This window comes from Pseudoalteromonas xiamenensis, assembly GCF_030994125.1.
GTDB classification, from domain to species: Bacteria; Pseudomonadota; Gammaproteobacteria; order Enterobacterales; family Alteromonadaceae; genus Pseudoalteromonas; species Pseudoalteromonas xiamenensis_B.
The window spans coordinates 2,048,047-2,073,457 of the sequence record NZ_CP099917.1 but is presented as its reverse complement, the minus strand read 5'-3'; the positions used below and the strand labels follow the sequence as shown (position 1 = coordinate 2,073,457).

Annotated in this window: 23 protein-coding genes; 12 read left to right on the top strand and 11 right to left on the bottom strand. The window is 46.0% G+C overall.

What is annotated here, in order from left to right; genetic code table 11:
- Positions 1–4 precede the first annotated feature (4 nt).
- The gene (locus NI389_RS09630; RefSeq protein WP_308359578.1) at positions 5–3,343 is read right to left on the bottom strand and encodes an ATP-binding protein; all 3,339 of its coding nucleotides are present in this window, start codon (positions 3,341–3,343) and stop codon (positions 5–7) included.
- 312 nt (positions 3,344–3,655) lie between these two features.
- Here NI389_RS09630 and NI389_RS09625 point away from each other — a divergent pair, with 312 nt between their 5' ends.
- From NI389_RS09625 to NI389_RS09610, 4 genes are all read left to right on the top strand, one after another.
- Complete coding sequence (locus tag NI389_RS09625) at positions 3,656–5,950, top strand: penicillin acylase family protein (RefSeq protein WP_308359577.1); 2,295 nt, start codon at positions 3,656–3,658, stop codon at positions 5,948–5,950.
- Positions 5,951–6,043: 93 nt separating this feature from the next.
- Positions 6,044–6,910, top strand: a complete 867-nt coding sequence (locus NI389_RS09620) for an MBL fold metallo-hydrolase (RefSeq protein ID WP_308359576.1) — start codon at positions 6,044–6,046, stop codon at positions 6,908–6,910.
- 68 nt (positions 6,911–6,978) lie between these two features.
- Entirely contained in the window at positions 6,979–8,502 is a 1,524-nt protein-coding gene (locus NI389_RS09615; RefSeq protein ID WP_308359574.1) for a carbon-nitrogen hydrolase family protein, read from the top strand.
- A gap of 87 nt (positions 8,503–8,589) precedes the next feature.
- On the top strand, positions 8,590–8,973 hold the full coding sequence (locus NI389_RS09610) for an MAPEG family protein (protein WP_308359572.1): 384 nt from the start codon (positions 8,590–8,592) through the stop codon (positions 8,971–8,973).
- Positions 8,974–9,002: 29 nt separating this feature from the next.
- Here the strand turns inward: NI389_RS09610 and NI389_RS09605 are convergent, their stop codons facing one another.
- The 4 genes from NI389_RS09605 to NI389_RS09590 form a co-directional block, all read right to left on the bottom strand.
- A complete protein-coding gene (locus tag NI389_RS09605) occupies positions 9,003–9,875 on the bottom strand; it encodes a DMT family transporter (protein ID WP_308359571.1) in 873 nt (290 codons plus the stop codon).
- Between the two features lie 259 nt (positions 9,876–10,134).
- Positions 10,135–11,322, bottom strand: a complete 1,188-nt coding sequence (locus NI389_RS09600) for a TonB family protein (protein WP_308359569.1) — start codon at positions 11,320–11,322, stop codon at positions 10,135–10,137.
- 1 nt (position 11,323) lies between these two features.
- Complete coding sequence (locus NI389_RS09595) at positions 11,324–11,701, bottom strand: BlaI/MecI/CopY family transcriptional regulator (RefSeq protein WP_308359567.1); 378 nt, start codon at positions 11,699–11,701, stop codon at positions 11,324–11,326.
- Positions 11,702–11,854: 153 nt separating this feature from the next.
- A complete protein-coding gene (locus NI389_RS09590) occupies positions 11,855–12,544 on the bottom strand; it encodes a pseudouridine synthase (protein ID WP_308359565.1) in 690 nt (229 codons plus the stop codon).
- 111 nt (positions 12,545–12,655) lie between these two features.
- Here NI389_RS09590 and NI389_RS09585 point away from each other — a divergent pair, with 111 nt between their 5' ends.
- Entirely contained in the window at positions 12,656–12,964 is a 309-nt protein-coding gene (locus NI389_RS09585; protein ID WP_308359563.1) for a DUF6482 family protein, read from the top strand.
- Between the two features lie 311 nt (positions 12,965–13,275).
- On the top strand, positions 13,276–14,625 hold the full coding sequence (locus NI389_RS09580) for a hypothetical protein (protein WP_308359562.1): 1,350 nt from the start codon (positions 13,276–13,278) through the stop codon (positions 14,623–14,625).
- Between the two features lie 57 nt (positions 14,626–14,682).
- Here NI389_RS09580 and NI389_RS09575 read toward each other — a convergent pair whose 3' ends face one another.
- The 6 genes from NI389_RS09575 to lptM form a co-directional block, all read right to left on the bottom strand.
- Entirely contained in the window at positions 14,683–15,384 is a 702-nt protein-coding gene (locus tag NI389_RS09575; RefSeq protein WP_308359561.1) for an HAD-IA family hydrolase, read from the bottom strand.
- A gap of 139 nt (positions 15,385–15,523) precedes the next feature.
- Entirely contained in the window at positions 15,524–16,444 is a 921-nt protein-coding gene (gene xerC, locus NI389_RS09570; protein WP_308359559.1) for a tyrosine recombinase XerC, read from the bottom strand.
- A complete protein-coding gene (locus NI389_RS09565; RefSeq protein ID WP_308359557.1) occupies positions 16,441–17,085 on the bottom strand; it encodes a DUF484 family protein in 645 nt (214 codons plus the stop codon). The genes xerC and NI389_RS09565 overlap by 4 nt, the downstream gene beginning before the upstream one ends.
- Positions 17,082–17,912 carry a diaminopimelate epimerase gene (gene dapF / locus NI389_RS09560; RefSeq protein WP_308359556.1) on the bottom strand — a complete coding sequence of 277 codons (831 nt, stop codon included), beginning with the start codon at positions 17,910–17,912 and terminating at the stop codon, positions 17,082–17,084. The genes NI389_RS09565 and dapF overlap by 4 nt, the downstream gene beginning before the upstream one ends.
- A gap of 68 nt (positions 17,913–17,980) precedes the next feature.
- Positions 17,981–19,231, bottom strand: coding sequence for a diaminopimelate decarboxylase (gene lysA, locus NI389_RS09555; RefSeq protein WP_308359554.1), 1,251 nt, complete (start codon positions 19,229–19,231; stop codon positions 17,981–17,983).
- Positions 19,232–19,402 carry an LPS translocon maturation chaperone LptM gene (lptM, locus tag NI389_RS09550; RefSeq protein WP_308359552.1) on the bottom strand — a complete coding sequence of 57 codons (171 nt, stop codon included), beginning with the start codon at positions 19,400–19,402 and terminating at the stop codon, positions 19,232–19,234.
- A 125-nt stretch (positions 19,403–19,527) separates the two neighbouring features.
- Here lptM and cyaY point away from each other — a divergent pair, with 125 nt between their 5' ends.
- Genes cyaY through NI389_RS09520 form a run of 6 tightly spaced genes read left to right on the top strand, consistent with a single transcriptional unit; the run spans position 19,528 to position 25,408 of the window.
- Positions 19,528–19,848 (top strand): iron donor protein CyaY, encoded by a 321-nt coding sequence (gene cyaY / locus NI389_RS09545; protein ID WP_308359550.1) that lies wholly within the window; start codon positions 19,528–19,530, stop codon positions 19,846–19,848.
- On the top strand, positions 19,849–20,502 hold the full coding sequence (locus tag NI389_RS09540; protein ID WP_308359548.1) for an alpha/beta hydrolase: 654 nt from the start codon (positions 19,849–19,851) through the stop codon (positions 20,500–20,502).
- 15 nt (positions 20,503–20,517) lie between these two features.
- Positions 20,518–21,402, top strand: coding sequence for a DUF2914 domain-containing protein (locus NI389_RS09535; protein WP_308359546.1), 885 nt, complete (start codon positions 20,518–20,520; stop codon positions 21,400–21,402).
- Positions 21,403–21,431: 29 nt separating this feature from the next.
- Positions 21,432–22,367, top strand: coding sequence for a hydroxymethylbilane synthase (gene hemC, locus NI389_RS09530; protein ID WP_308359544.1), 936 nt, complete (start codon positions 21,432–21,434; stop codon positions 22,365–22,367).
- Positions 22,368–22,373: 6 nt separating this feature from the next.
- Positions 22,374–24,314, top strand: a complete 1,941-nt coding sequence (locus NI389_RS09525; protein WP_308359542.1) for a uroporphyrinogen-III C-methyltransferase — start codon at positions 22,374–22,376, stop codon at positions 24,312–24,314.
- On the top strand, positions 24,311–25,408 hold the full coding sequence (locus NI389_RS09520) for a heme biosynthesis HemY N-terminal domain-containing protein (RefSeq protein ID WP_308359541.1): 1,098 nt from the start codon (positions 24,311–24,313) through the stop codon (positions 25,406–25,408). Before NI389_RS09525 ends, NI389_RS09520 begins: the two co-directional genes overlap by 4 nt.
- Positions 25,409–25,411: the final 3 nt, after the last annotated feature.

The window sequence follows — 25,411 nt, the reverse complement described above, 5'->3', positions numbered from 1 at the left end:
ACCTCTATGAATTGGTTGTTATTCTAGTTGGACTAACGGTCGATGCTTGGCGAATCCATTGGGCGATCGCGGCTTTCAAGGAATCAAACTGCAGCGGTTTACTTAAATACGCGTCCATGCCAGCAGCCAAACATTTTTCTTTATCGCCCACCATAGCATTCGCCGTCAAGGCGATGATTGCAATCGATTTAGCATGTTCACCGGCTTCGCCGCGGCGAATCCGAGACGTTGCTTCGTAACCATCCATCTCGGGCATTTGGCAATCCATTAGCACTAAATCAAATGACGGGTCCGCCGCCATTATTTGTAGTGCCGCCACACCGTGTTCTACCACACTCACCGTTAAGCCCATTTTGGTCAGTAAGCTGGTGGCAACGATTTGATTGACCTTGTTGTCTTCGACTAGCAGCACGTGTCCATGCAACACGCTGTTCGACTGAGCTTGTAACTCAGGTTCACCGTGGTACAACATGAGCGCGTTTGCTGGTGTGAGTGGATAAAGCATGTCTAAGGCAGGTTTTAGATCTGGCCAGAGTAACGCTTGGCTATGTGCCGAGGTTGAGATTTTTGCAAACGCTAATTGACGGGAGGTAATAGTGTGTTTCAGCGATGCAGTGTCTTGTGACTCGATTAACATAACGGGGTCGAGGATTAGCAGTGATTGAGACGTTGGATTGGCTTGTAAATGCTGTAGTAGGTGTGTTACGTCATGATAAAGGGCAGTTTTAATGTGCCAAGGAGCAAGCACGTGGCGCACGGACGTTGTGGCGACATGATCAGGAACAAGCAAGACGAGTTCAAGCGCATCATTGTCGATAGGTTCTATCGCGACAGGTTCTTTTAGCACGATGTAAAACGTGAATGTGCTACCAATGTTTAACTTGCTGTAAGCACTGAGTGATCCGCCAAGCAGCTCACACAATTGACTGGCGATTGAAAGCCCAAGTCCTGTTCCCCCGTATTTTCGCGTAGTCGAGCTATCGGCTTGGGTGAACGAATCAAAAATAGTGGCCAGCTTTTCTTTGGCAATACCAATTCCGGTGTCTTCTACACTGCACCATAAACGTGTTTCATCGGCATTTTGTTCGCTGTAACACGTAAGGATAATTTTCCCTTGTTCCGTAAATTTGACGGCATTACTTAACAAGTTATTGAGGACTTGGCGTAATCGATGTGGGTCGGTTTTCGCTTGGGCGATTTGCAAGTTGCGGCAATCGAACTCCAATAAGGTTTGTTTTTCTTCGGCTTTCAACGCAAAAGATTCAATTGTTTCACTGAGAAGCGAAACGAGATCCACCTCCACATGATCGATTTCTACTTTACCCGCTTCGATTTTCGAAAAGTCGAGAATGTCATTAATAATCGTCAACAGAGATTCAGCCGAACTTTGAGCTAGATGAATTTGATGGCGTTGTGAAGAAGTCAGTTCGGTTTGTTGTAATACGGTCATCATCCCCAAAATGCCATTCATTGGCGTACGGATTTCATGGCTCATACTTGCTAAAAATTCCGCTTTCATTTTTGCTGATTGCTCGGCGAGTTCCTTTTGAACGAGCGCCAATTGTTTCGATTTCAGCGTTTCTTTATTCGCGTATAAACTCCCGAGTACAACCGCCAATGCCTTAATGAATCGAGTATCACTTGGCGTCCAATTCGGGTTTGGTACATTGTACTCGACATTCAAAATCCCTACGGCTTTGCCATGATGAACGATGGGGCTGATATACAGTGATTGGATCTCAAAGGGGGTAAGATAGTGTTCTACTAGTGGTTCAGATATGGCATTTTTACGGGCATCAGGAAGCGCGATAAGTTCTTCTTTCTCAATCGTTTCAAACAATTTTTTAAGCGTATTGGCACGCCACGGTGGAAACTGCTCCCAGGCCTTCGCTTTGGTATGGCTAAAGGCCGTGGGGATCAAATGTTGTTTGTTTTCATCAAATAACCAGACTGTTGAGCGCGCAGCAGCAAGGCCGCTGCACACCGCATCGGTTATGAGTTGATGGGCGAGATCGAGCTGGTTGCCAAGTAGCGCTTCATGCGTTGTGATACGTGCGAGTAATTCGTTATGTCGAGCAATTTTGTCATGTTCTAATTCGATTTTCTTGCGCACATCGATATTTTGCAAAGAGCCAACCACTTCGACAGTACGTCCCTTCTCTACGCGAGGAAAGGCTTTTATCGAGATCCAACGCATATTTCCTTTGTCTGTTGTAATTAGGAATTCATCTTCAAACGGTTGTGCATGCTTGATGGCGCGGTCCATAAACTCTTGAATGCGGCGGCGATGTAACCCTTGTTCAAAAAAATCGACACTGTTAAGCCAACCTGGTTGAAAGTTTGACGGTGTTTCAAAAATGGCTTTAGTGACTTCAGAACAAAATACTTCCTGCGTGCGCATATCAACTGACCAAGCTCCCACCTCCGCGAGATGGCTCATGGTATTGAGGTGTTGTTCATTGTCTTGGATCTGCTTAATAATGCGATTAAGAAATACAAACGCGCCGGTAAATAAACACAAAAACGTCAGGAGCGTTAAACGAAATGGCCACAGCGACGCGCTATCCGCTTGCCAGCCGGCTTTTGGGTAAGCGTAGAGTTCCCAATCTTGTTGATTTGGTAAATTAATTTTCAAGACAAGGGCATCTTTGTTAAGCAAATTCGTCGACCCTAGGAAAAAGCCTTGGTCGTCGTTATTGGTATTGTCGATTTTGCGTAAACCAACATAAAATCGGTCCTGCAGTGTCTGAAGATCAACGGCGTTGTAGAGTTTTTCAATGTCGATAACGACAGATAATAATCCCCAAAACTGATTAGATTCGGTTTCATACACTGGGACTCTAGCGATGAGCGCCTCACCGCCTTGGACGAGTTTTAGAGGACCTGCAAGGACGATGGATTTGGAGTTCTTGGCTTGAAGGGCGGCCTCTCGCTGTAATGGCACGTTGTTATAATCAAGTCCAATTGCTTTTTCATTCCCTTTCAGGGGATACATCCACGTGATGACCATATTTGGTGCGGCACCGATGTTCCGTAAAATTTGGCTGTGATCAAAAAGAGGTGCCGCGATTTTAGTGAAATTGGCCTGATTCAGATTGTCTTTTTCCGATACAGCAACAGCGAGGCCTCTGACCATTTGCAGATTACTGTTAATTTGACTCTCTAACTTAGCACGGTAGAGATTGACCTCTTCGTAAGCATCGGTTCGCGCTATTTCTTTTAGGCGGTTGATATTGACTCGGTCAACGAGTACGCCAATCACCGCAATAACAACCAATAGCGTCCAAAATCCGACCCTAAGCGAACGTGCTTTCCTTGGCGAAATGGGCGACGTGAAATGCATGCAACAATAATGATTCCCTATAATGGTTTTACTATAGTTCACCCGTAACGTAAGCGAAAGCCATTTCAAGTAAATCAGCAGACTAATCTTGGATGCTTTTTATATTTCTGTCATGGAGTTATCGGTCAATTTCATATTGAGAAGATGGGTATACGTACGTTGTACTACGCTTAAAAGGGAACAGTTTGGGAACAAGCTTGTTCATTTGATTTTCACTCTGTAAGGTGAGATTAACACCGCGTCTTGTCATATTAATTGGCATTGTTGCGCGTAAAATAAACATCATCTTCGTCATGGATAGGAATTATAACTATGTTGAATTGGTTAAAACGGCTGGTCATGCTTGTGATTGCGTTGGGTTTGTTGATCACCGCAGTGTGCTACGGAGTGCTAACTCTCAGCTTACCGATGCTTGATGGAACTGGGCGTAGCGATGCAATTGAACACGATGTGGAAATTGGACGAGATGTACAAGGACAAGCTGTTATTACGGCGAAGACACGTCAAGATGCCGCTTATGGTCTGGGGTATGCGCATGGGCAAGATCGGTTTTTTCAAATGGACTTGTTGCGCAGAAATGCGGCGGGCGAACTTAGCGAGTTGTTTGGTGAAGCGGCGGTAAATTTAGATAAGCGGATGCGTTTTCATCAACTTCGAAAGCGCAGCGAGCTCATCTTGCGCAGTCTGCCTGTCGACGACCAAACCGTTTTGGCAGCATACGCAAGAGGTGCAAATGAAGGTCGCGCACAAACGGGCTATTCAAGTTTTGAGTACTTACTGACTGGTGCACCGATTAAAGCATGGCAACCAGAAGACAGTTTGTTGGTTATTTTTGCAATGTACCTCGATTTGCAAGAAGGGACGTTTCAGCGCGACCGAACATTAATTGAACTTGATACCCAATTCGGCTCAGAAATGCGCGAATTTTTGACGCAGCCAAGCCGCTATCAAGCCGCTTTGGATGGCAGTAAGCTCGCGTTGTCTAATCAACCAGTGCCAACACTAAAATCACAGACACTCACCGCATTGCACCATATCGAAACGCCATTAGATATTGGCAGTAATAACTGGGCGGTTACGGGCGCGTTAACAAAAACGGGTGCGGCGATGCTATCTGACGACATGCATTTAAGTTTAAATGTTCCATCAATTTGGTACCGCGCACAATTGAACTATCTACAGGATGGTGAAGCGGTGCAGGTAACTGGTGTTTCGCTGCCAGGCGCGCCTGCAATTGTGGTTGGGACAAATGATGCAATCGCCTGGGGATTTACCAATGGGTATCTGGACACCGCTGATTGGATTGAGCTCGATACAGAGACAAAAACGCAGATCATCAAAGAAGAAATCGCGCTGCCAAAAGGGCAAGTCTCCTTTTTCCCCCTTGAAATGAGTGAATTTGGACCGGTTGAAACCTTTAATGGAAAACGTTACGCCCTTTCTTGGGTTGGCCATCAGCTCTATGCGGTAAACCTAAACCTGCTGAAATTGGAAACCGCGCAATCGGCTCAGCAAGCAATTGAGTTAGCGCCAAGTATCGGCATTCCAGTGCAAAATTTAATGGTTGTTGACCGTGCAGGTAATGCTGGTTGGACAAATATGGGAGCGGTTCCTAAACGCACAGAACCGAGCAATATCGCGGTACAAGAACGTGACTATACGCCGACATGGCTGCAAAATGAAACGGACAGACCATATGTATTAAACCCACAAAGTAATAGGTTATGGACGGGGAATTCACGCGTTGTAGGCTTGTCGGATAACCTTCGTTTTGGGGACGGCGGTTATGCGCTGGGCGCGCGGGCAATGCAAATACGTGACCGCCTCTTTGAATCTAAACAGTTTGCCGAAGATGATTTCAATGCCTTGCAGCATGACAATGAAGCACGTTTTTTAACGCCTTGGCATGAATTGCTGATGTCTACGCTGCAATCGAGTCCAAATGGCGTTGATACCTACCAAGACGACCTTCGCTTTTTACAGAATTGGCAACGGTGTGCCTGCGCAGATTCCGTAGGCTATACGCTTGTGGAAGCTTATCGAGGCAAAGTGTTGGATGTCGCCTTTGCCAGTATTGAATCTGCATTACGACAACAAGGCAGCTCTCTTAAACCTATCAAGCGAAATTTAGAACCTGCGATGTGGAAACTGATTGAAGCGCAGCCAAAGTCATGGCTTGGCCAATACGAAAGTTGGGATGCCTTGTTGTTGGATAGTTACGTTCAAGCCAAAGCTGACCTGACCGCCAAACACGGAGTTTCTATGGCAGGGTGGTCTTGGGGAGAGGTAAACGCGCTGCATGTCCAACATCCATTTAGTAGACAAATCCCACTTTTATCAAAGCTACTCGACATGCCAAAAATGCCGGCATTTGGTGACACGTTTATGCCTGCCGTACAGATGCCGCATTTCGGTGCATCACAACGTTTTATTGCTCAACCAGGGCACCTGGACAATGCCACAATGACCATGGCTGGAGGGCAAAGCGGTCATCCACTGTCACCCTATTACCGCGCAGGTTTTGAGGAGTATGCAACAGGAGGCACATTGCCGTTGTTACCTGGGGAATTAGAGCATCGATTGACAATTCAAACCACGCAACAGTAAAAATGAAAAAGTGGCTTAGGCCACTTTTTTAAACTATTGAGTTGTTAGCCTCGTAGAATGTCAAGACGTACAGCATGCACTTGGGAGAAGGAAATGGAACGAATGGTCAGGTGTTTGTTTTTTCTCATGTTAATCTCACCGCCAGTTTTTGCTGAGAAAGTGGTATGGCGCATGGAGACAATAACGTCACACCTACAGGTTTTATTCGGTCGTGGCGGGAACATTGCGGTACACGTCGGAGATGAGGGAGTCTACATCGTAGATGACCAATTTGCGGCGTTGAGTGAGGACATCAAACGCCAAATAAATACCATTCAACCCGGGTTACCTGAGTTTGTGATTAATACTCATTTTCATGGTGATCACACTGGCGGAAACGCCCCATTTGCGACAGATGGCAGTCATATAGTCGCGCACCATCACGTCCGAGAGAGACTTGAAAACGCGCATGGTGCGGGGAGCACTGTTTTACCGCGTTTAACCTTCGGTTCAGATTTAACCCTGCATTTTAATAATGAACACGCCGTTATTCAGCATTTTGAACATGCGCACACCGATGGAGACGCTGTCGTGTTTTTCACGGTGGCCAATGCCGTTCACATGGGAGACTTGTACTTCAATACCGGGAGCTTGCCGTTTGTCGATGTGGATTCGGGTGGCTCTGTGGACGGCTTGTTAGCTGCTTTGTACACCGTGCATCGTCGTATCGGTCCCTCAACGACCCTGATCCCCGGACATGGTGCACTTGGAAATAAAGTCGATTTAGAGCGGTACATTGCGCTGATTGAGCGAGCAAGAAACCGAGTTTTAGATGCCATCATGACAGATAAAACGGAATCGGCAGTACTCGCGGCCGATCCGCTCGATGAGTTGGGACTGGAATACAGTTCATGGCTGCCTAAAGAACGAGTAACGCGATTATTTTACCGAAGCTTGTGTAATGACGCGTGTTTTAAATAACGGATATGGGCCCTTAACCTACAATAGACTCAGGCCTGATTGTTAGACGTACCATTCGCGGAGGAAGCATGCCACACGAAAAAGCACGATTAACACTTTGCAATTTGAAGCAAGAAGATTACCCAAAAATTAAGGGGCTTATGGATGAAGCCTACCCAGATTTAGGTGGCGCTTGGCCATCACACACCATCTATCGATTAATCGAGCAATTTCCCGAGGGGCAAATTGGCATACTGGATAACGAGGTTTTAGTCGGACTCGCACTCAGTGTACAAGTGGATTACAAACGATTTGCCGATCCTCATACCTATGAAGACATTGTTGACGCTCAAAATCGTATTTTCAGTGACCAAAAAGGTGATGCGCTTTATGGTCTGGACGTCGTGATAGCTCGGAGTCATCGAGGGATGCGACTTGGACGACGTCTTTATGATGCACGCAAAGAACTCTGCAGACAGTACAATTTACGCGCCATTCTAGCTGGTGGACGGATCCCTCGCTATCGTGAATACAGCGATAAAATGGCCCCGATGGAATACATTGAACGTGTCGATAAAAAAGAGATTTACGACCCTATTTTGAGTTTCCAACTCGCGAACGATTTCCAAGTTAAGCGATTACTAAAACAATATTTGCCTGAAGATGCGAATTCAGATGGATATGCCACCTTATTAGAATGGAACAATATTCTATTCGAGAATACGCAAACGGTTATTGATAGCCGCAAATCCATTGTACGCGTTGGTGCAGTACAGTGGCAGATGCGAAGCGTCAATTCCGTGGCCGACATGATCCAGCAAGTTGAGTATTTTGTGGATACTGTGTCGGATTACCAGAGTGACTTTATTCTCTTTCCTGAATTCTTCAATGCGCCATTAATGGGGTTAACGGAACATCGCAATCAGACCGAAGCGATTCGTTATTTAGCGGAGTACACAGAACAGTTTCGTGATGAGATGTCGCGTTTAGCCATTGAATACAATGCCAATATCGTTACCGGTTCGATGCCCTTGTTAGAAGGCAGTGCGCTCTACAACGTAAGTTATTTATGTCATCGCGACGGACGAATTAACGAGCAACGTAAAATTCACATCACACCGCATGAATCGTATGACTGGGTGATTCAAGGCGGGGATAAAATTGAGGTATTTGAAACCGACGCAGGGCGTGTGGGCATTCAGATTTGCTACGATGTTGAATTTCCAGAATTGTCGCGGATCATGGCTGAGAAAGGCTTGGAAATATTATTCGTTCCATTTTGGACAGATACGAAAAACAGCTACTTGCGAGTACGCCATTGCGCCCACGCTCGAGCAATTGAGAACGAATGTTACGTGGTTATCGCAGGCAGTGTCGGTAATTTACCGGTTGTCGAAAGTCTAGATGTGCAATACGCACAATCTGCCGTGCTGACGCCTTCGGATTTTGCGTTTCCCCATGATGCGGCGTTGAATGAAGCCACACCAAATACGGAAATGTTGCTGTTCAGTGATTTGGATTTAGACAAGTTAAAGCTCTTACACAGTGAAGGAACGGTTCGAAATTTAAAAGACCGTCGATTGGACTTGTACGCCGTGCAGTATAAACAATAGGAATAATGAAGCGCCGTTCACTGTTGCCAAAGCGCTTATTGCTGTGACATTGTGGACTGAATTTATTTTCAAGAGAAGGGAGAATCCATGACGACATTAATTTATTGTGCGTTTGCAATGATGTTACTACCGTATTTAGCAAAAATTCCGGTCGCAATTTATCAGCAAAAGGCGGGTGGCTATGACAATCATTTACCTAGACAGCAACAGGCCTCGTTAACGGGTTTGGGGGCGAGAGCATTGGCCGCACATCAGAATACGTTCGAAGCTGCCATCATGTTTGCAATCGCATTTGCGGTTGCCGTAGCAACTCAAAATACCGGTGGCACAATACAAGGGTTATTTATCGGCTTTATCGTGCTGCGCGTGTTGTACTGTGTACTTTATTGGTTAGACGTTTCCACACTGCGCTCGATAGTGTGGGGTTTGGCGCTTGGCTGTCTGCTGGTCGTTGTCGGTCTTAGTCTGTAACGACTGGATTGCGACACGACTCGGAAACATCAGGTCAGCATGACTAAGACAGCGGCGGTAGCAATAAGTACAAGACCTAAAGAATCTTGGCGTTTGGTGGGCTCTTTAAGCCACCAAGCGCTTATCAACAGCATGAAAAAGACTTCAATTTGACCGAGCGTTTTAACGTAAGCGACGTGTTCTAGGCTCATGGCGCTGAACCACCCAATAGACCCCACACAGCTAGCAAAACTGATGAGTATCGTTAATTTCTGGTGTGCCCAAAGTTGCCGCCAAGTCTGTTTTTCAAAACACGTGAGATAAACACTGAGAAAAAGAGTTTGCAACCCAATAACCGTTACCAGCACCCAAGCTGCACTGTAAGGAAACGGCAATCCAGTCGCAATACTCGCTTCTCGTACCCACAGTGAAGTGAGCGCAAACGCTGTTCCACACGCGAGGCCGATGACCGCCGTCTTTGCATTCCATGTTTTAAAGGTAAATCCACTTAACATTAAAACCGCTATTGCACCGATAGCGACCCCGAGCCAACCGAGTATCGAAAGACTTGAGCCAAAAAACAGTAAACCGAGTATTGCTGCGACAATGGCTTCACTTTTGGCTAGGCCTGCACCAATGGCGTAATTATTCTGTTTGAACAAAACCACCATAAGTCCCGTGGCGATGATTTGCATGATGCTAGCGCATAAGACGTAGGTCATAAAACGTGTGTTTGGTTCGAGTATTGGCGCTTTGTCTACGTGATAAAGCAAAATCAAATACGCGACGGCGAGTGGACCTGCAAATAAGAAACGAGCTAACGTGACACCGGCAACGGACGTGTGTTTGCTCAGCTTGCTTTGTAATGCATTACGCCACGCTTGTGAAAATGCGGCAAGGAATGTAAAGAAAACCCAAGTCATGATGTCAACATATCGCAGGTGGTGGTACTCACCTTAACGTTTAGGTTAAGTGAAGACGAGTGCTTTTCTACAATCTTGAAAATAATTCAAAGTGATAGCGTGGTATTGATGTGAGAGGAAAGTGCACTGCGACAATCTGTCGCAGTGCTAATACCGAGAGTTTGACCTACAATGGTCTTGATGCTACGAAATGAATTAGCCGTTGACGCTTAGCGGGTCAACGGCTTTTGTTTTTCTGAGTTTCTAAAACAGAACACAATCATTGGCCGACAGTGATCTGCTCCATTGCTTCCTGCTTATTTTTAGACACTGAGTCATGACCAAGCAAATAATCCAATTGTACGGTAAATAACTCATTTGGCTTCGGATTGTTGGTGTAGGTCCATTGCTTTAATGCGTCTATGCTTGCCGTGTCGAACAGACCTTGTGGTTCGCCGTGCAAGACTTGAATACTATGAGTGCGACCCTTCTCATCGATTTTAAATTGGAGCTGTACATAACCTTCAATCTTTTGATCAACCGCTGCTTTTGGGTATCGCGGCTCGATGCGCATCACGGGTTGAACAAGGTGCTTGTTGCTTTCCATTTTTGTATTTGATTGTGAATCACTATTGCCAGCATAAACACTGAGAGAGGCTACCAAACCCGCAGCAAGCACGGCTTGAAGCACATTGTTGATACGGCGTGTATCTCGCAGGTTATTAAGTCGTTGTTGCATCATTTCTTTATCTCCGTATTGGCTAAATACCTTCGGAATACGCTGTGAGAGAGCTAAGCTATGCATCAACGCTCTTCCATAATCAAGGCGAACCGAGGTGGGTTGGTTGGCGAGTACGACTTCATCACACGCCAACTCCTGAATGCGTCTGAAACTGGCAAACCCAATCCAAACAAGGGGGTTAAACCAATTAAGACACGCTAAACATAAAAATAAGGCGCTAAACTGATTGTCATAGCGGCGCAGATGCGTGTTTTCATGCGCGAGTATCATGGCTTGCTGGTTCAGCGTAAATTGTTTTTCGAAATCAGCGGGTAATACAAGAGTGGCAGGGAAAAGACCCATAATGAGCGGGGCTGAAACTTCCGTTGAACGCAGGCGATTATCGCCGTCTTTGTAGGGATGAAGTTGCTTTGCAAAACCATAATGTTGAGCAAAACAAAGACCAAACAACAATACGCTGACAATCAGATAAATTACATCGAAACTAAAGCTCCAAGCGGTGCTCGGTAGCGCCTGCGCAGTAACGCTAAAATGCCCTAAATCTGTCGTAAACGTGGGTTTCATGTCATTCGGTACATAGTCATAAAGCAATCCCAATGGCAATGCCCACCACAACCGTAAGATGAACCGTGCACCTAAGTAAGGCAGCAGAAAACGCTCACACACACTCAAAACCACCAACACAGTGCAGAGCCATAGCTGCTGTGATAAAAGCCAAGTTAGCATCTTATTCGCCTCGCTCTTGTTCCCAATCCTGAATGATTTTTTTGAGCTCATTGATGTCTTCGGCGCTAAGATCTTTTTGTTTTGCAAAACCACTGATGAGCGCCGTTAAACGACCATTAAAGAAATGATCTAAGAAGCTTTTGCTGACTTTGAGGGTGTATTCGTCTTTCGCGATGAGCGGCATATATACGTATTCTCTGCCGTCTTTATCAAACGTGATGGCTTCTTTTTTGACAAGTCGGCCTAGTAACGTTTTGATGGTCTTTTCATGCCACTCGGTTTGGTTGCTTAACCGGTCTATGATATCCGCCGCTTTTGCAGGAAATCCCTGCCAAAGTGCATCCATAACCGCAAATTCGGCTTTAGAAAGTTCGATCATGTTTTTCGCCTACAAATGTAATCTAAACTTAGAATTACACGTGTAATCAGATTGTGCAAGTGGATTTGTAAATTAATTCGAGAAGCTGTGTTTTTTTAAAGGTTGCTTGTTAATCTCGTTCATTGGTTGATGTGGTGAGTATTCGACTAGTCTTTAATGATCAAAAAGATGAATATTTAATGGCTGTATTGCACCTTCAGGTAAGATCAAAGGGTCGAGTTGTAGGCTGTCAATGCGCACGCGTTGCAGATCAATCACACGGTAACCACAGTACTTGGCCATTTTGCGAATTTGCCGATTCAATCCTTGTTTGAGCACAATGCAAAACTGGGTTTCACTAAGGAGCGAGACCTCACAGGGCCATGTGATTTGGTTGTCAATCGGGATGCCTGTCGCCATTTTGTGGCAGAAATCCATATCTAACGGTTTGTCGACGGTGACGTGGTATTCTTTTTCGACATGATGTTCCGGATGATTCAAGCGATGGCATAAATCCCCATCGTTGGTGATCAAAATGAGGCCTCGGCTGTCTTTATCTAAGCGGCCAATCGGATAAAGACGCGTTTCACTTGGCAAAGCATGAATAATACTCGTTGGGTCATTTGCATTGATTTTGCAGTCCATCCCAATGGGTTTATGAAAGGCAAACAACTGTTTTTCACAAATACCCTTAACCGGTTCGCCATTAACGAGAATGACATCACTGGGCAGCACATGATCAATGTGGTTTGCAGGACGCCCATTGACTTCGACGACCCCTGCATCAATCAATCGAGAAGCTTGCTTTCGAGAGCAAATGCCGCAATGGCTTAAATATTTTGCAAGACGCATGGGTTCAGTCAAAAGTAGCTCTCATCAGGTCAACGAAAAACACGAGGGTAACAAGGTGTATTTTAACATGAACGATCCACGTGTGCTGTACGTATTATCATCAAAAGTACAGGAGAAACCCTCATGGCTGGAATCGCGTTTTCCGAATTAGTTCATCATCAACCTTTACAAAAGGTCGTCGTGCATTCTCGTGATTTGGCACTATATCAAGTCAGTGTGTTGATCAATCACGTTGAATATTTTGTTAAAGAAGCCAATGGAGAATTTCTAAAAGCATTGAATCCACTTGAAGTTCAAAAGCGATTTGATGGGTTAAATTATTTAACGATGGTGCTTAGGCACGAAAGCGCGTATGACGAAATGATAGGACAACCCGTACGAAAAGAGCAAAATGTGCTGGAAGTGTCATTTGGGCAAAATCATTTATATTGATTTAGTTATGCTAGCAAAAATCTAAATGTGCTACTTCAAGGTGGTGACATCAGCAGTGTGTGCCTTGTGCACGGATATAAAGAGCACTCTGCAGCGACCACCTTGCATTGAGGCTGCACATTTATCACGCTTACTCGCTCAAGAAGCTGGAGGTTATTCATTGTGATTTGTCGAATAAAACCTCCATCCTACTGCACATTGATCTTTGCATTTTACTGTTAGTCACAGATGTGACGGTCAAAAATTGACCGCTCGTCAATGTTGGTCTATTTTATTTATCGGTACAAATGTAAACGAACAAAGGACTGTTGATGAAATACACATTTTTTATCGTTGTAATGGCGTGGTGGTACTTCTCCATTCCAAACGCAAACTCCACGGAGGTCTGGGCTAAAGGAAGTGAATGTACCGAACTTGAACAGCCCATTATTCGAATCACGAAACACAAAAGGCTGCGATACTATCCCCAAAACAGGTATGAAAATAATAAAAATTTAGACCACGTTAAGCTACTCGTGCTCGATGAACTAGAGAAAAACTACCCAGAACACGCAAACGTCGTGATAAAAAAGATGCACATGTATCGACAACCAATGACCGAAGCGTTTTATGGAAAATACGTGAATCGTTATGAGTTTGGTGCGGAATTTATGCCCGTTGAATCCTGTTCAGATGGGCTTAAAGTGGACAGAGGCAACTTGGCTATTTTGACCGTTGTGTCGCTGGGCGTACCAAGCATTAAACTGAATTACGATTTGGCGGCGGCGAGTAAACGTCGGTCAACCAATGTGGTGTCTAATCAACATGCGCAACTGAAAATAAACACCATTGCGCCAGAACAGGTCATGATGACAGAAAATTCAATTTTAGGTCTTAAAATAGGCAGCTCGTTTAGCGATTTTATGACGCAGGTGGGTCGCCCTAGCGTATATTGGCCGCTGACCAAAGGTAAAACGATTGCAATGGTGGGTAGAAAGCTCGCGTTGTTTTTCAAAAATGAACAATTGGTCGGCTATCAATATGCTCATCATCTTCTACCGTTGACGCTGAGTAATGAAGTCGAATTCTTTGAACAACAAAATCAAGTTGATCTGAAGCTTCAAAATCAAACGGTATCCCTATCTGAACCATTATCACAAGGGCTTAAGAAACAGGCGATGGAAGCGGGCATGCATTTAGACTTAGTGCGATATAAAAAATCCACTCATGAGTATCTGGAGAAAATAGCGGGCATTGCTGTTGGGGATGTGTTCACGGATACCATGCCCGAGTCGCTCAGTTGTCTACCAATGGATAATAAAGAAGTTGACGTCATTAATTACCACACCATTCGCTTTGTAGACCAAAAATTAAAGACAAAATATCTAACGGGATGCAATCAGATTGTGGAGCTTTGGAATGAAAAACAGTATAGCCGCGTGCAACTGATAGAGCCGCTGCCAAATCATAACGTCGAGTTGGCAGCCTTTGAAACGCTACTTGAGAAGCAAAAACCTTGGCGCTTTAAACAATGGCATTACCAGAGTGATTTAGCATCACTACCTGAATTGCAAAAGCTTGATGTGGTCAATGATATTGCAAAGTTTGAATCATCTCGCTGGTTTGGGCATTTCGAGATTGCAGATGAGAAATTAGTTGCTGCGAAATTAATAAGCCAATAATGGGATTGCGTAACGGAAACCCTGCATGGGTTCTTCCGTTACGATGATTACACTTTGTTAAAGGAACAAGGCTAATTGACGGATATCTTGAATTTCAAGATCTGCCAGTCCTTTAAAGGAGTAAGGAGCAAATTGATTTTCTAACCATAGGCTGGCACAACCGGCTTGTCTCGCACCTTGCACGTCACTATCTAAACTGTCACCAATATGCAATAACTCATTTGGCTCGATATTTAAACGCGAACAGGCCGTTAAATACATCGCTTTGGCAGGTTTTGCTGTTCCATCACGACCTGCTTGCAGAACAAAATCGAAATAACCTTTTAGATTAAATTGTTCGACGTCGACGTTACCATTAGTGATAGCAACAAGAGGATATTTCTGGCGAAGTTTGTTAAGTAAAATCAGTACATCTTCACTTACCGTAATATTGCAGCGCGCAGTCATAAACGCATTGAAAGCCCCCGTAGCATGGCGTACAGCATCTTCTTCGGGAAACCCCAATTCGGTGAAGGCGTACTGTAAAGCGACGTGTCGCCAACGGGTGACATCTCCTTCTAATGAGTCATCTTTATCAAGTGCCGCGCGGCGGCAGTCACGCCAAAAATGTTCACCTTGCTCCTGCCATTCAGGAAACTGTTCGACGTAATCGAGCATGGCCCGAATAGCTGCTTTGATAATAGGGCGGTTGTCGTACAAGGTATCATCAAGGTCAAAGCTGAGCGCTTGTATTTTGCCGATGGCGCGGTTAAATCGCATAAGAATACCCAAAGAAAATATCAGAATTCAATGGTCTGAACTCCAAGAGAGAAATTGAAAATAAACGGCACGCTAAGCATAGCCTAAGGCTTCGCTGTCGAAACTTCAAGCTGTGCATACACAAACTAGAAAGTCTTGTTTAAGACTCGTTCTTTTGTTTTTTCGCCCGCGGATGGGCTTTGTCATACACTTTGGCTAAGTGCTGAAAATCAACGTGTGTATACACTTGGGTCGCAGATAAACTGCTGTGGCCAAGCATTTCTTGAACTGCCCGTAAATCTCCGCTTGATTCCAAGACATGACTTGCAAAAGAGTGGCGAAGTTTATGTGGATGGATGGGGGTACTGATCCCTTGGCGGATCCCCCAAGTTTTCATACGGGCACGAACATGACGAACGGAAATACGCGTTTTTCGTTTACTGACAAACAGTGCCAGCTCGCCAGGGTGAATAAAATGCTCTCGAATCGGCATCCAAGCTTGAATTGCTTCAAGGGCTTTTCGGCCTACAGGTACGACACGCTCTTTGCTGCCTTTACCTACAACGCGAATTTCCCCATCACGAATATCATGGACATTCACATTGACCAACTCGCTTATCCGTAAACCGCTAGAATACATTAGCTCCATCATCGCTTTATCGCGAAGCGCTAACTCGTCCTCTTCTTGAATTTCGAGGAGTTGTGCCATTTGATCAACGTCTAAGTTCTTTGGTAACGGTTTTTGGAATTTTGGGCCCTTCAGACCCTGAGCAGGGTTACTGATGTCGTCTTGGCGACGTTGTAAAAACTTATACAACGAGCGAATACAACTCAGTTTGACGTTAATCGAACGAGGATTTAGCTGTTTCGCGCGCAAAGACATGCTATATCGACGCACCAATTCCGGCGTCACGCTATGCCACCCTGAGCACAACGTATGAAAATAGGCTGCAGCTTGGTTTAGTTGGAGTTGATATTGTGTGAGGGTGTGATTTGAGTACTGACGTTCGTATTGAACATATTGGATAAATGCGGCGATTGGTGCAGTCCATTGTTCCGTAAGTTCGACAGTGTGGTTCATGCAAGCTCAGTTAGACGCTGTTCGAGAGAGCGTAAAAACTCGTTAATGAGTAAATTGTCGTTGTCGGGCGCAAAATGATCAGGATCGGTGCTGGCTAACGCTAAAATGGCTTTAGGGGCTTTGAGATCACCAAGTAAATAAAGCGCTACTGACTGTGCGTCACCTTTATTGAAAAACAACGATTGCTCATCTTTGCTTAATCGACCTAAATAATTGCCACGGCGATTTAAGCGATTCGCGACTAAGGCAGTAAAACGAAGTTCAAACTCGAGCAATTCACAGCCGCAAATGGTTGGCACTTCAGAGAGCTTTGTTTGCACGAGTTGACTGAGCTGTGCAAACGATTGGCATTGCCACAAGGCACGCTGACATTCGCTAAACAGCTTAAAGACTCGTTCATTGTCTTTGGCATAACGGATAAGTTGAGCGATTTGCGTCTTGAGTTCCGTTGTTTGCTCGCGTAGCAATCGTTGTTGCTGCAATGCTAAATTGGGCAGTCCTGTCGCATCGCTGTGTAATTCGAGCTCGAGCAATAAATAGGGGTGATGACGAAAGAAGTCAGGGTGACGGCTCAGATAAGCTGCCACTTGATGTTCTTGCAATTCGGTGACCACTTTTTTATCTAAGGGCTGCTCATTCATACCGCAACTTGTCCATCGTAAACGTGTTCCGCAGGACCGGTCATTTTTACCGGATGCCCTTCACCAAGCCAGCGGATCTGTAAGCTGCCACCAGGTAAATCAACACGCACAGTGCTTTCTAATTTTCCTTGCAGCATGCCCACTACCGCAGCCGCGCAAGCCCCCGTTCCGCACGCAAGTGTCTCGCCCGCACCGCGCTCCCACACACGCAGTCGAATGTGTTCTGCGTTAATAACTTGCATAAAACCTACGTTTGCACGGGCAGGAAAACGTTCGTGCAATTCAAGCGTTGGGCCAAGTTCGTGTACAGGCGCGTTTTCTACGTCATCCACAATCAATACCGCATGTGGATTACCCATTGAAACCGAACTGAGGAAAACAGTTTGCTCTGGTAGCCTGAAAATATAGGTGTTCTCACGTTTGCCCGCTTTCATCGGAATGTGCTGTGGGTCGAATTGTGGATGCCCCATATTAACTGTAACTTGGCCATCTTTTTCGGTAAATAGGGTGATGTTGCCACCTTTTGTGGAGACCGACACTTTGTGTTTATTCGTCAGGCCTTTCATTCGCACAAAGCGTGCAAAACAACGCGCTCCATTGCCGCATTGCTCAACTTCATTACCATCGGCATTGAAAATTCGGTAATGAAAATCGATTTCAGGTGAATAAGGAGGTTCAACAAGCAACAGTTGGTCAAACCCAACCCCGAAATTGCGATCTGCCAAGCGCTTAATCTGGTCACGCGATAAAAATACATTTTGGGTGACGTTATCGACGACCATAAAGTCGTTGCCCAAACCATGCATTTTAGAAAAATTAATTAACATAGGAACCGTTACAATCACAACTTCTGGCTACAGCATGCCATAACCTGTGCGATGCTGCAGCCGTTTTTTTAAGGCAGTAAATGTTCACCTTGCCAAAGAGATTCAATCTTTTCACGCTCACGTACTAAGTAATGGTTCTGACCATCGACCATCACTTCTGCCGCGCGTGGACGCGAGTTATAGTTTGAACTCATGCTAAACCCATAAGCGCCAGCACTGCGTTGTACTAGTAAGTCACCGGCGGCAATCGCAAGACGTCTGTTTTTGCCAATGAAATCGCCCGTTTCGCATACAGGTCCAACCACGTCATATTCTCGCTCTTCCACATCTTGGCGGATTTCGGCGGGAACAATCGCTTGCCAAGCACTGTATAGTGCGGGACGAAGCATGTCGTTCATGCCTGCATCCACAATGGCGAAATATTTGTCTGCGGTTTGTTTTATGAATTCAACTTTGGTCAGCAAAATCCCCGAATTGGCGGCAATGGCTCGTCCTGGTTCAAAGATAAGTTGAAGATGGGGGTACTTTTCTAGGCGTGCTTTAATTTCCGCTGCGTACGCGCTAGGGTGTGGTGGTTTTTCATGGTTGTACGGTACGCCAAGGCCACCACCAATATCAATGTGCTTTAAGGTGATCCCGGCCGTGGCAAGCGTATCAATGAGCGCAAGCACTTTGTCTGTTGCCGCCAAAAAGGGTTCTATCTCGGTTAGCTGTGAGCCGATATGGAAATCAATGCCAACAACGTCCAAACCCGGTAACGCGTAAGCGAGTTGATAGACATTAAAAGCCTGTTTGATGTCTATCCCAAACTTATTTTCTTTCAAACCCGTTGAAATGTAAGGGTGCGTTTTGGCGTCGATGTCAGGGTTTACACGAATGGAAATCGGTGCAATGAGACCTAGAGAGGTCGCGACTTGGCTAATACGCTCAAGTTCTGCTGGCGATTCGACGTTGAAGCATTTGATGCCTTGTTCAAGTGCAAACGCGATTTCATCAGCCGTTTTTGCTACGCCCGAAAACACGACTTTGCTCGCATCACCGCCGGCAGCCAAAACCCGAGTTAGCTCCCCTTTGGACACAATATCAAAGCCCGCACCTAATCGAGCGAGTACATTTAGGACGGCGATATTGGAATTGGCTTTGACGGCATAACACACCAAATGAGGGTGGCCTTGAGCTGCATCAGTGAAAGCGTGGTAGTGTCTTTCTAATGTACGACGTGAATACACGTAGCAAGGGGTGCCATAGTGAGCCGCCAGATCACTGACCGAGACTTCCTCAGCAAACAACGAATCATTTTGATAGTGAAAATAGTCCATTTAACGGTCCTTCTGCTTTGACTGTTCAGAGGAAGGTGCTGAGGGTTCAGCATTGGTGGTTGGTGCTTTTTCTGGTAAATACAAAGCACCGCTTTGACCACAGCCGGTGAGTACAAGAGTGCCAACGGCCAAAATAGCAGCCCAAAATACAGTGAGTTTCTTCGCTTTCATTAGATAAATAAAGTCTATGCCCTTATAATCGCAGGGTAACAGAATTACTGAAAAAAGCAGCTATTCACAGGTGAATTTTATTCCTGTTAAACTGGTAAAAATCCAAAGCCCAAAGGAACGCTATCATGACTGACCACGAATACCATGAATTGGTTGATGCAATGCTACTCGCGCTTGAAGAGCAAATTGAAGACTGTGAAGTGGATCTGGATTATGAAACAAACAGTGGCCTGCTCGAAGTTATTTTCCCAGACAAAAGTAAAATTGTGATCAACAAACAACCTCCTTTACACCAAGTGTGGGTTGCCACAAAATTTAATGGTCATCATTTTGAATTACACGGTGACACGTGGATTGACAACCGCTCTGGTGCTGAGTTCTGGCAGTTCATTTCAGACGCGGCGACTCGTCAAGCGGGTGATGCTATTGTCTGGACTGCGAACTAAATGCTGCCATTTGTCGAAGCGTCTGCGAAAGGCGAGCATCGTGCTACGGTGATTTGGCTGCATGGCCTCGGTGATTCTGGTCATGGTTTTTTACCCGTTGCAAACGCATTGCAACTTCCCGAGTCGCTCGGAGTTCGGTTTATTTTTCCCCATGCGCCAGAAAGACCGATGACCATTAATGGTGGTATGCGCATGGCGTCTTGGTATGACATTAAGTCTCTTGATCTAGATAAAAGAGCCGATGAACAAGGTGTGCGAGAATCAGCAGAACAAGTTCAAGTGTTAATTGAGCAAGAAATTGCATCAGGTATTGCGCCGGATCGCATCGTCTTAGCGGGCTTTTCGCAAGGTGGTGTTGTGACACTCCATCTCGCCCCCCGTTTACCTTATGCCTTGGCAGGGGTGATGGCACTGTCGACCTACATGTGTGTACCTGTCAAACTGAATGAAGAAAAGCAGCAAGCGTCGCTGAATATTTTTATGGCCCACGGTCAAAAAGACAATGTTGTGCCATTATTTGCCGGTGAGTTAGCACGTGACACATTGATCACAAGCGGTTACGCACCGTCGTGGACAACCTATGCGATGGCGCATGAAGTTTGTTACGATGAACTCGCTGATATCCGTAACTGGCTCATCGCAACCCTAGGCTAATTAGAGGAAACCAGCATGACACAAAAGTTGGTCATTCGGACAAAAACAAACGTCGCCGTCAGCCAACCACCTGTTGAAGCGGTGAGTTATGAGTGGCATTGGCGACGTATTTGGGCCGCTTTGTTGTCATTTGGATTGCTCATCGGTGCCGGTGGTTACGCGCTGTTGCTATCGGTTAATGCCGATGAATTAACACCGGAAAACAGGGTGGAAACACAACATTCCGCATTGGATTTGGCGCAAGCGTCGGACAGCTTGGAACAAGATGCCGAATTGGATAATGTAAGCGTAGCGGATGAAGATGACACGGCGAATACGGAAGTGGTTACCATCGACAAAGCGGTGTTTGATGAAGATACATCGACGAGCGAACCCAGCGACGTATTGCAAGACGAATTAGGGGAAGAACCTGCCGCACCCTCTCTGGTATCAATAGACAATGGTAATGAAACACCGTCGAACCAAATTGAATCAGCCGATTCGCCAACTGACGTGAACGATCCGGCACAGTTTTCTTCGGATGCGACAGTGGCCACGTTAGCTGTAGGCGCGCAAATTGACACGTCTAAGGTGTCACGTGCAGTGCTTACCACCGGTGTTATTGACCGTGAACCCGTGGATGTCCTTAAAACGGACGTATCGAACAGCCAGTTTTCAGACAAACTCTATTTTTTTACAGAAGTGAAAGCGCTGCAAGGCACAACCATTCACCACGTTTGGTATTTTCAAGATGTGATTATGGCGGACATTCCATTGTCTATTTCCGCAGCGCGTTTTCGTACTTATTCACTGAAACACGTGTTGCCAGAACAATTAGGCGACTGGCGGGTTGATGTCGTCAAAGAAACGGGCGAATTAATCGCACAGAAACAATTTCGTATCCATGCCGCACAACCTTAATAGCGGTATTTGAAGATTAAAGGTAAAGCATGACTGAACATAACGCACCACTTCGTATTGCAACTCGCAAAAGTGCTTTGGCACTGTGGCAAGCTGAGTTTGTAAAAGCACAATTAGAAAAGTTCCACCCTGGACTTGTCGTTGAGCTTGTACCGATGACCACTCAAGGTGATGTGATTCTCGATACGCCACTGGCAAAAATAGGTGGTAAAGGTCTGTTTGTTAAAGAATTAGAACAAGCTATGTTGGATGGCCGTGCCGATATCGCGGTACATTCAATGAAAGACGTACCTGTCGAATTCCCTGAAGGCTTAGCATTACACACCATTTGTGAGCGTGAAGATCCGCGTGATGCGTTTGTATCAAATACCTATAGTGCACTTGCTGAGCTGCCACAAGGAGCGGTTGTGGGCACGTCAAGTTTGCGCCGCCAATGTCAAATTCGTGCGCTTCGTCCAGATTTAGACATCCGTGACCTGCGCGGCAATGTGAACACGCGTTTGGCAAAATTGGATGCCGGTGAATATGACGCCATTATTTTAGCCGCGGCGGGTCTAATCCGATTGGAAATGCCAGAACGCATTCGTGCTTTTATTGAACCCGAAGTGTCATTACCGGCAAATGGACAGGGTGCGGTGGGTATCGAATGTCGAATCGACGATGAGCGCACAAAAGCGCTACTCGCACCACTAGAGCATACGGAAACTCGCGTTCGAGTGAATGCAGAACGTGCGATGAATCGTCGTCTTGAAGGGGGCTGTCAGGTACCAATAGGGGCTTATGCCTTGCTTGAAAAGGATCAAGTGTGGCTACGTGGTTTGGTTGGTGCGGTAGATGGTAGCCAAATGCTGACCGCTCAAATCACAGGGGCACAGAGCGACGCAGAATCATTAGGCGTACAACTTGCTGAAACTCTGCTTGGGATGGGAGCAGATAAAATACTTGCAGACGTCTACGGAAAATAACGCATTATGAAGCATCTGCTCATCACTCGGCCAATTGACAAAGGCAACGAACTGTTTCTCAATTTGGAAGCAGCAGGATTTAAAGTGAGCCATACCCCCGTCTTGGCACTGGATTATCTTGATGTAGCGCCAGCTCAATTAGCCGTCATTGATGAAGCGGACGTTGTTATTTTCATCTCTCAAGATGCAGTAAAAGGGTTGGCAACATTGCGCGACACACTGCCAGCGTCCACCCAATATGTTGCGGTTGGGACCAGTACAGCAAGCGTGCTTAAAACCACGTTTGGCGTGCAAGCGCTCGTGCCAAAACAACAGGATACCGAAGGGATGCTCGCACTAAATGTGCTAGCGGACGTTTCAGGGAAGCAAATTGTGATCGTTAAAGGTCAAGGTGGACGGCCTGACCTTGCTAAATCGCTCAAATCACGAGGTGCGTTACTTAATCAGCTTGCCGTCTATGAGCGCAAACCGGCCGAACTTCAATCCGATGAGTGGTTGGACCTCTGGAAGCGCAGCGAAATAGACGGTATAGTGATCACCAGTAATGCTGCCGCGGATGCGATTTTCAACAGTACCCAAGAAGACGCACTTAGCTGGTTGAAAGGTTGTACGTTTTTTGTTGTAAGTCAGCGTATTGCGCTACACCTTCAGGAAACCTACCGTGTGCAAGGGGATGTAATCGTAACGGATGGTGCACAAGACGAAGTCGTTTTTAAAGCCATTTTGTCTGCTCGCCAAGCGCTTGCTATACAGCAAGAGTTGACTAGCGCACTGGAGCAAACGGAGTCAGAGCGGCTTCCTCCAGACACCTCATCTGCGAGTACGTTGTCACCAATCCAGAAAGCAACGCAGACAGCAAAGGAATTTACCTCGGTTCACATTGAGCCGGATCACACTCAGGAATCCACTATGAGCGAACAACCTCAACACACAACGTCTTCAGCGGCAATGGGAGCGAAAACACGCATTCCAGTAAGCAAAGTTGGTATTCTGGCATTAACGCTCGCGATGATGTTAGGCGGCGCTGGAGCTGCAGCAGTTTGGTATGGTGAGCAACAATTGAGTGCGATGAATGAACGTGCTACTGCATTGCAGCAGGAAAATGCCGTTTTACAACAGCAGGTTGTAACGCAAAAAGCGCAGTTGGCCAAATTAAACCAAGCAATCTCAGGTTTTGATGAACAGTTGAGTCGCACGTTGAGCGCTCAACAATCGTTGATGAGCGACACATTAGCACAAGTCAAAGAAGTGGCCTCACTGCCTCAACAACAATTCGCGAAAAGCGAAGCGGCTTACTTGGTCCATCTATTACGTTTTAAAGCAGTTGTGGAACACGATTGGCAAACCAGTGAAATACTCCTTTCACGTTTAGATAAATTAGCGGTTCACTTTGCCGAACCTCATGTTATTTCGGCAGCGATAGCACAAGATTTAGTGACTATCCGGGGTCAAGAAAATCCGCCACTCGAAACTGCTTATGTGACCTTAATGGGGTTAGTGCAACAAGCGTCTGAATTACCCCTACTCACGCTTAAACTGCCGGAAGAAAATGCCGTTGAACAAGTAGTATTGAGTGAAGATGTGAACGATTGGCAAGCAAACTTGAAACGTTCATGGGACAAATTTGCTGAGGATTTCATTCGTATTCGCAAACGTGAAACTATTACCGCAGAGCCGCTTTTATCAGCCAGTGAGCAAAGGTTGTTGCGGGCCGCGTTTGAGGCTTATTTAACGCAAGCGCAAACCGCACTTATGAAGCAGCAAACAGCCGTTTACCAGAGTGCGTTGCATGGCGCGATTGAGCACCTTAATACCCACTTCGACACCAATGCCGCTGTTGTTAAGGGGATGACGGTGGAGCTAGAGCGACTGGCTGGCATTTCTATCACGACAGACACTCAGATTAAATTGGTTACGCCAGATGTTATAGAGGGGCTCATACAATGATCCGAGTTCTGGTTTATTTCCTTGTTCTTGCCTTGGTCCTCGCAGGATCACACTGGTTGATGGATGAAAAAGGGTATGTGCTTATCTCTTTTAATCAAACAACAATAGAAGGGACGCTGGTTTCGTTTGGGTTTATGACGTTACTCTCTATGGTCTCCTTGTATTTGTTTGCACGAGTGGCGGGTTGGCTTTGGCGATTAGTCGTTTCGCCTTCTCGTCATTGGTCTTGGCGCCGTCATCGTCGTCAACAGCAAGTATTGGAACAAGGCTTGTGGGCGATGTTGCAAGGTGATTGGGAGTCGCTTGAACGTCATTGGCGTAAAGCACCCGTCTCTGAAGAGTGGCAAACCCTAAAACAAGCGGCACTAGTAAAAGCATCAATGGAACAAGAGCAGTGGGTACAAGCGCGTGCTCAGTTAGACGCTTTACCGACCAACGAGCACACAGTATCGCTAAAAGCGAGCCTTGAACCGAATGGTGACAATACTGCACTGTTAGCAAAACTCGCAAAAGACAAACAGGCATCAACGCACATGTTGATGCAATATGGTGAAGCGCTGGTTGCTCAGCGTGCGTTTAGCGACCTTAAACCAGTCTTGGTCAAGCTAAGCAAACGTGCCTCAATGGACGTAGCGTTGTGGCGAGTGAAAGTCGCAAAATGGTTTACATCAGTATCAACCCATGAACGAGAGCTACTTTGGAACGTACTACCTAAGTCTGTGCAACAGCACGTTGAAGAGGTTTGGGTACAATCACAACTCGCAAAGGGTGAACTTAGCAAAGAAGAAGCTCGGTTGCAGAAGTGGGTTAAAAAAGGCCAGTTCGAGCAACTGGCGAGTGCGCTACTGCATTTGCGTGGCGAGGGCTCGTTGGTGCTTCAACAGGCAGTGCAACACGCGTTGAAAACGCAATCGGACAATGTCTATTTGTTGCTTTCTTTGGCCAGTTTAGCGCTTGCTGGAAAAGATGCGCAGTTGGCTGCAAAGGTATTCGACCAACTGGGTGACGGAGTCCCCATGCATTGGAAAGCAATGCAAAAACGCGCCTACATTGAAGATAAACAGTATCAAAAGGCGTGTTTTATCGAACAGTAAAAG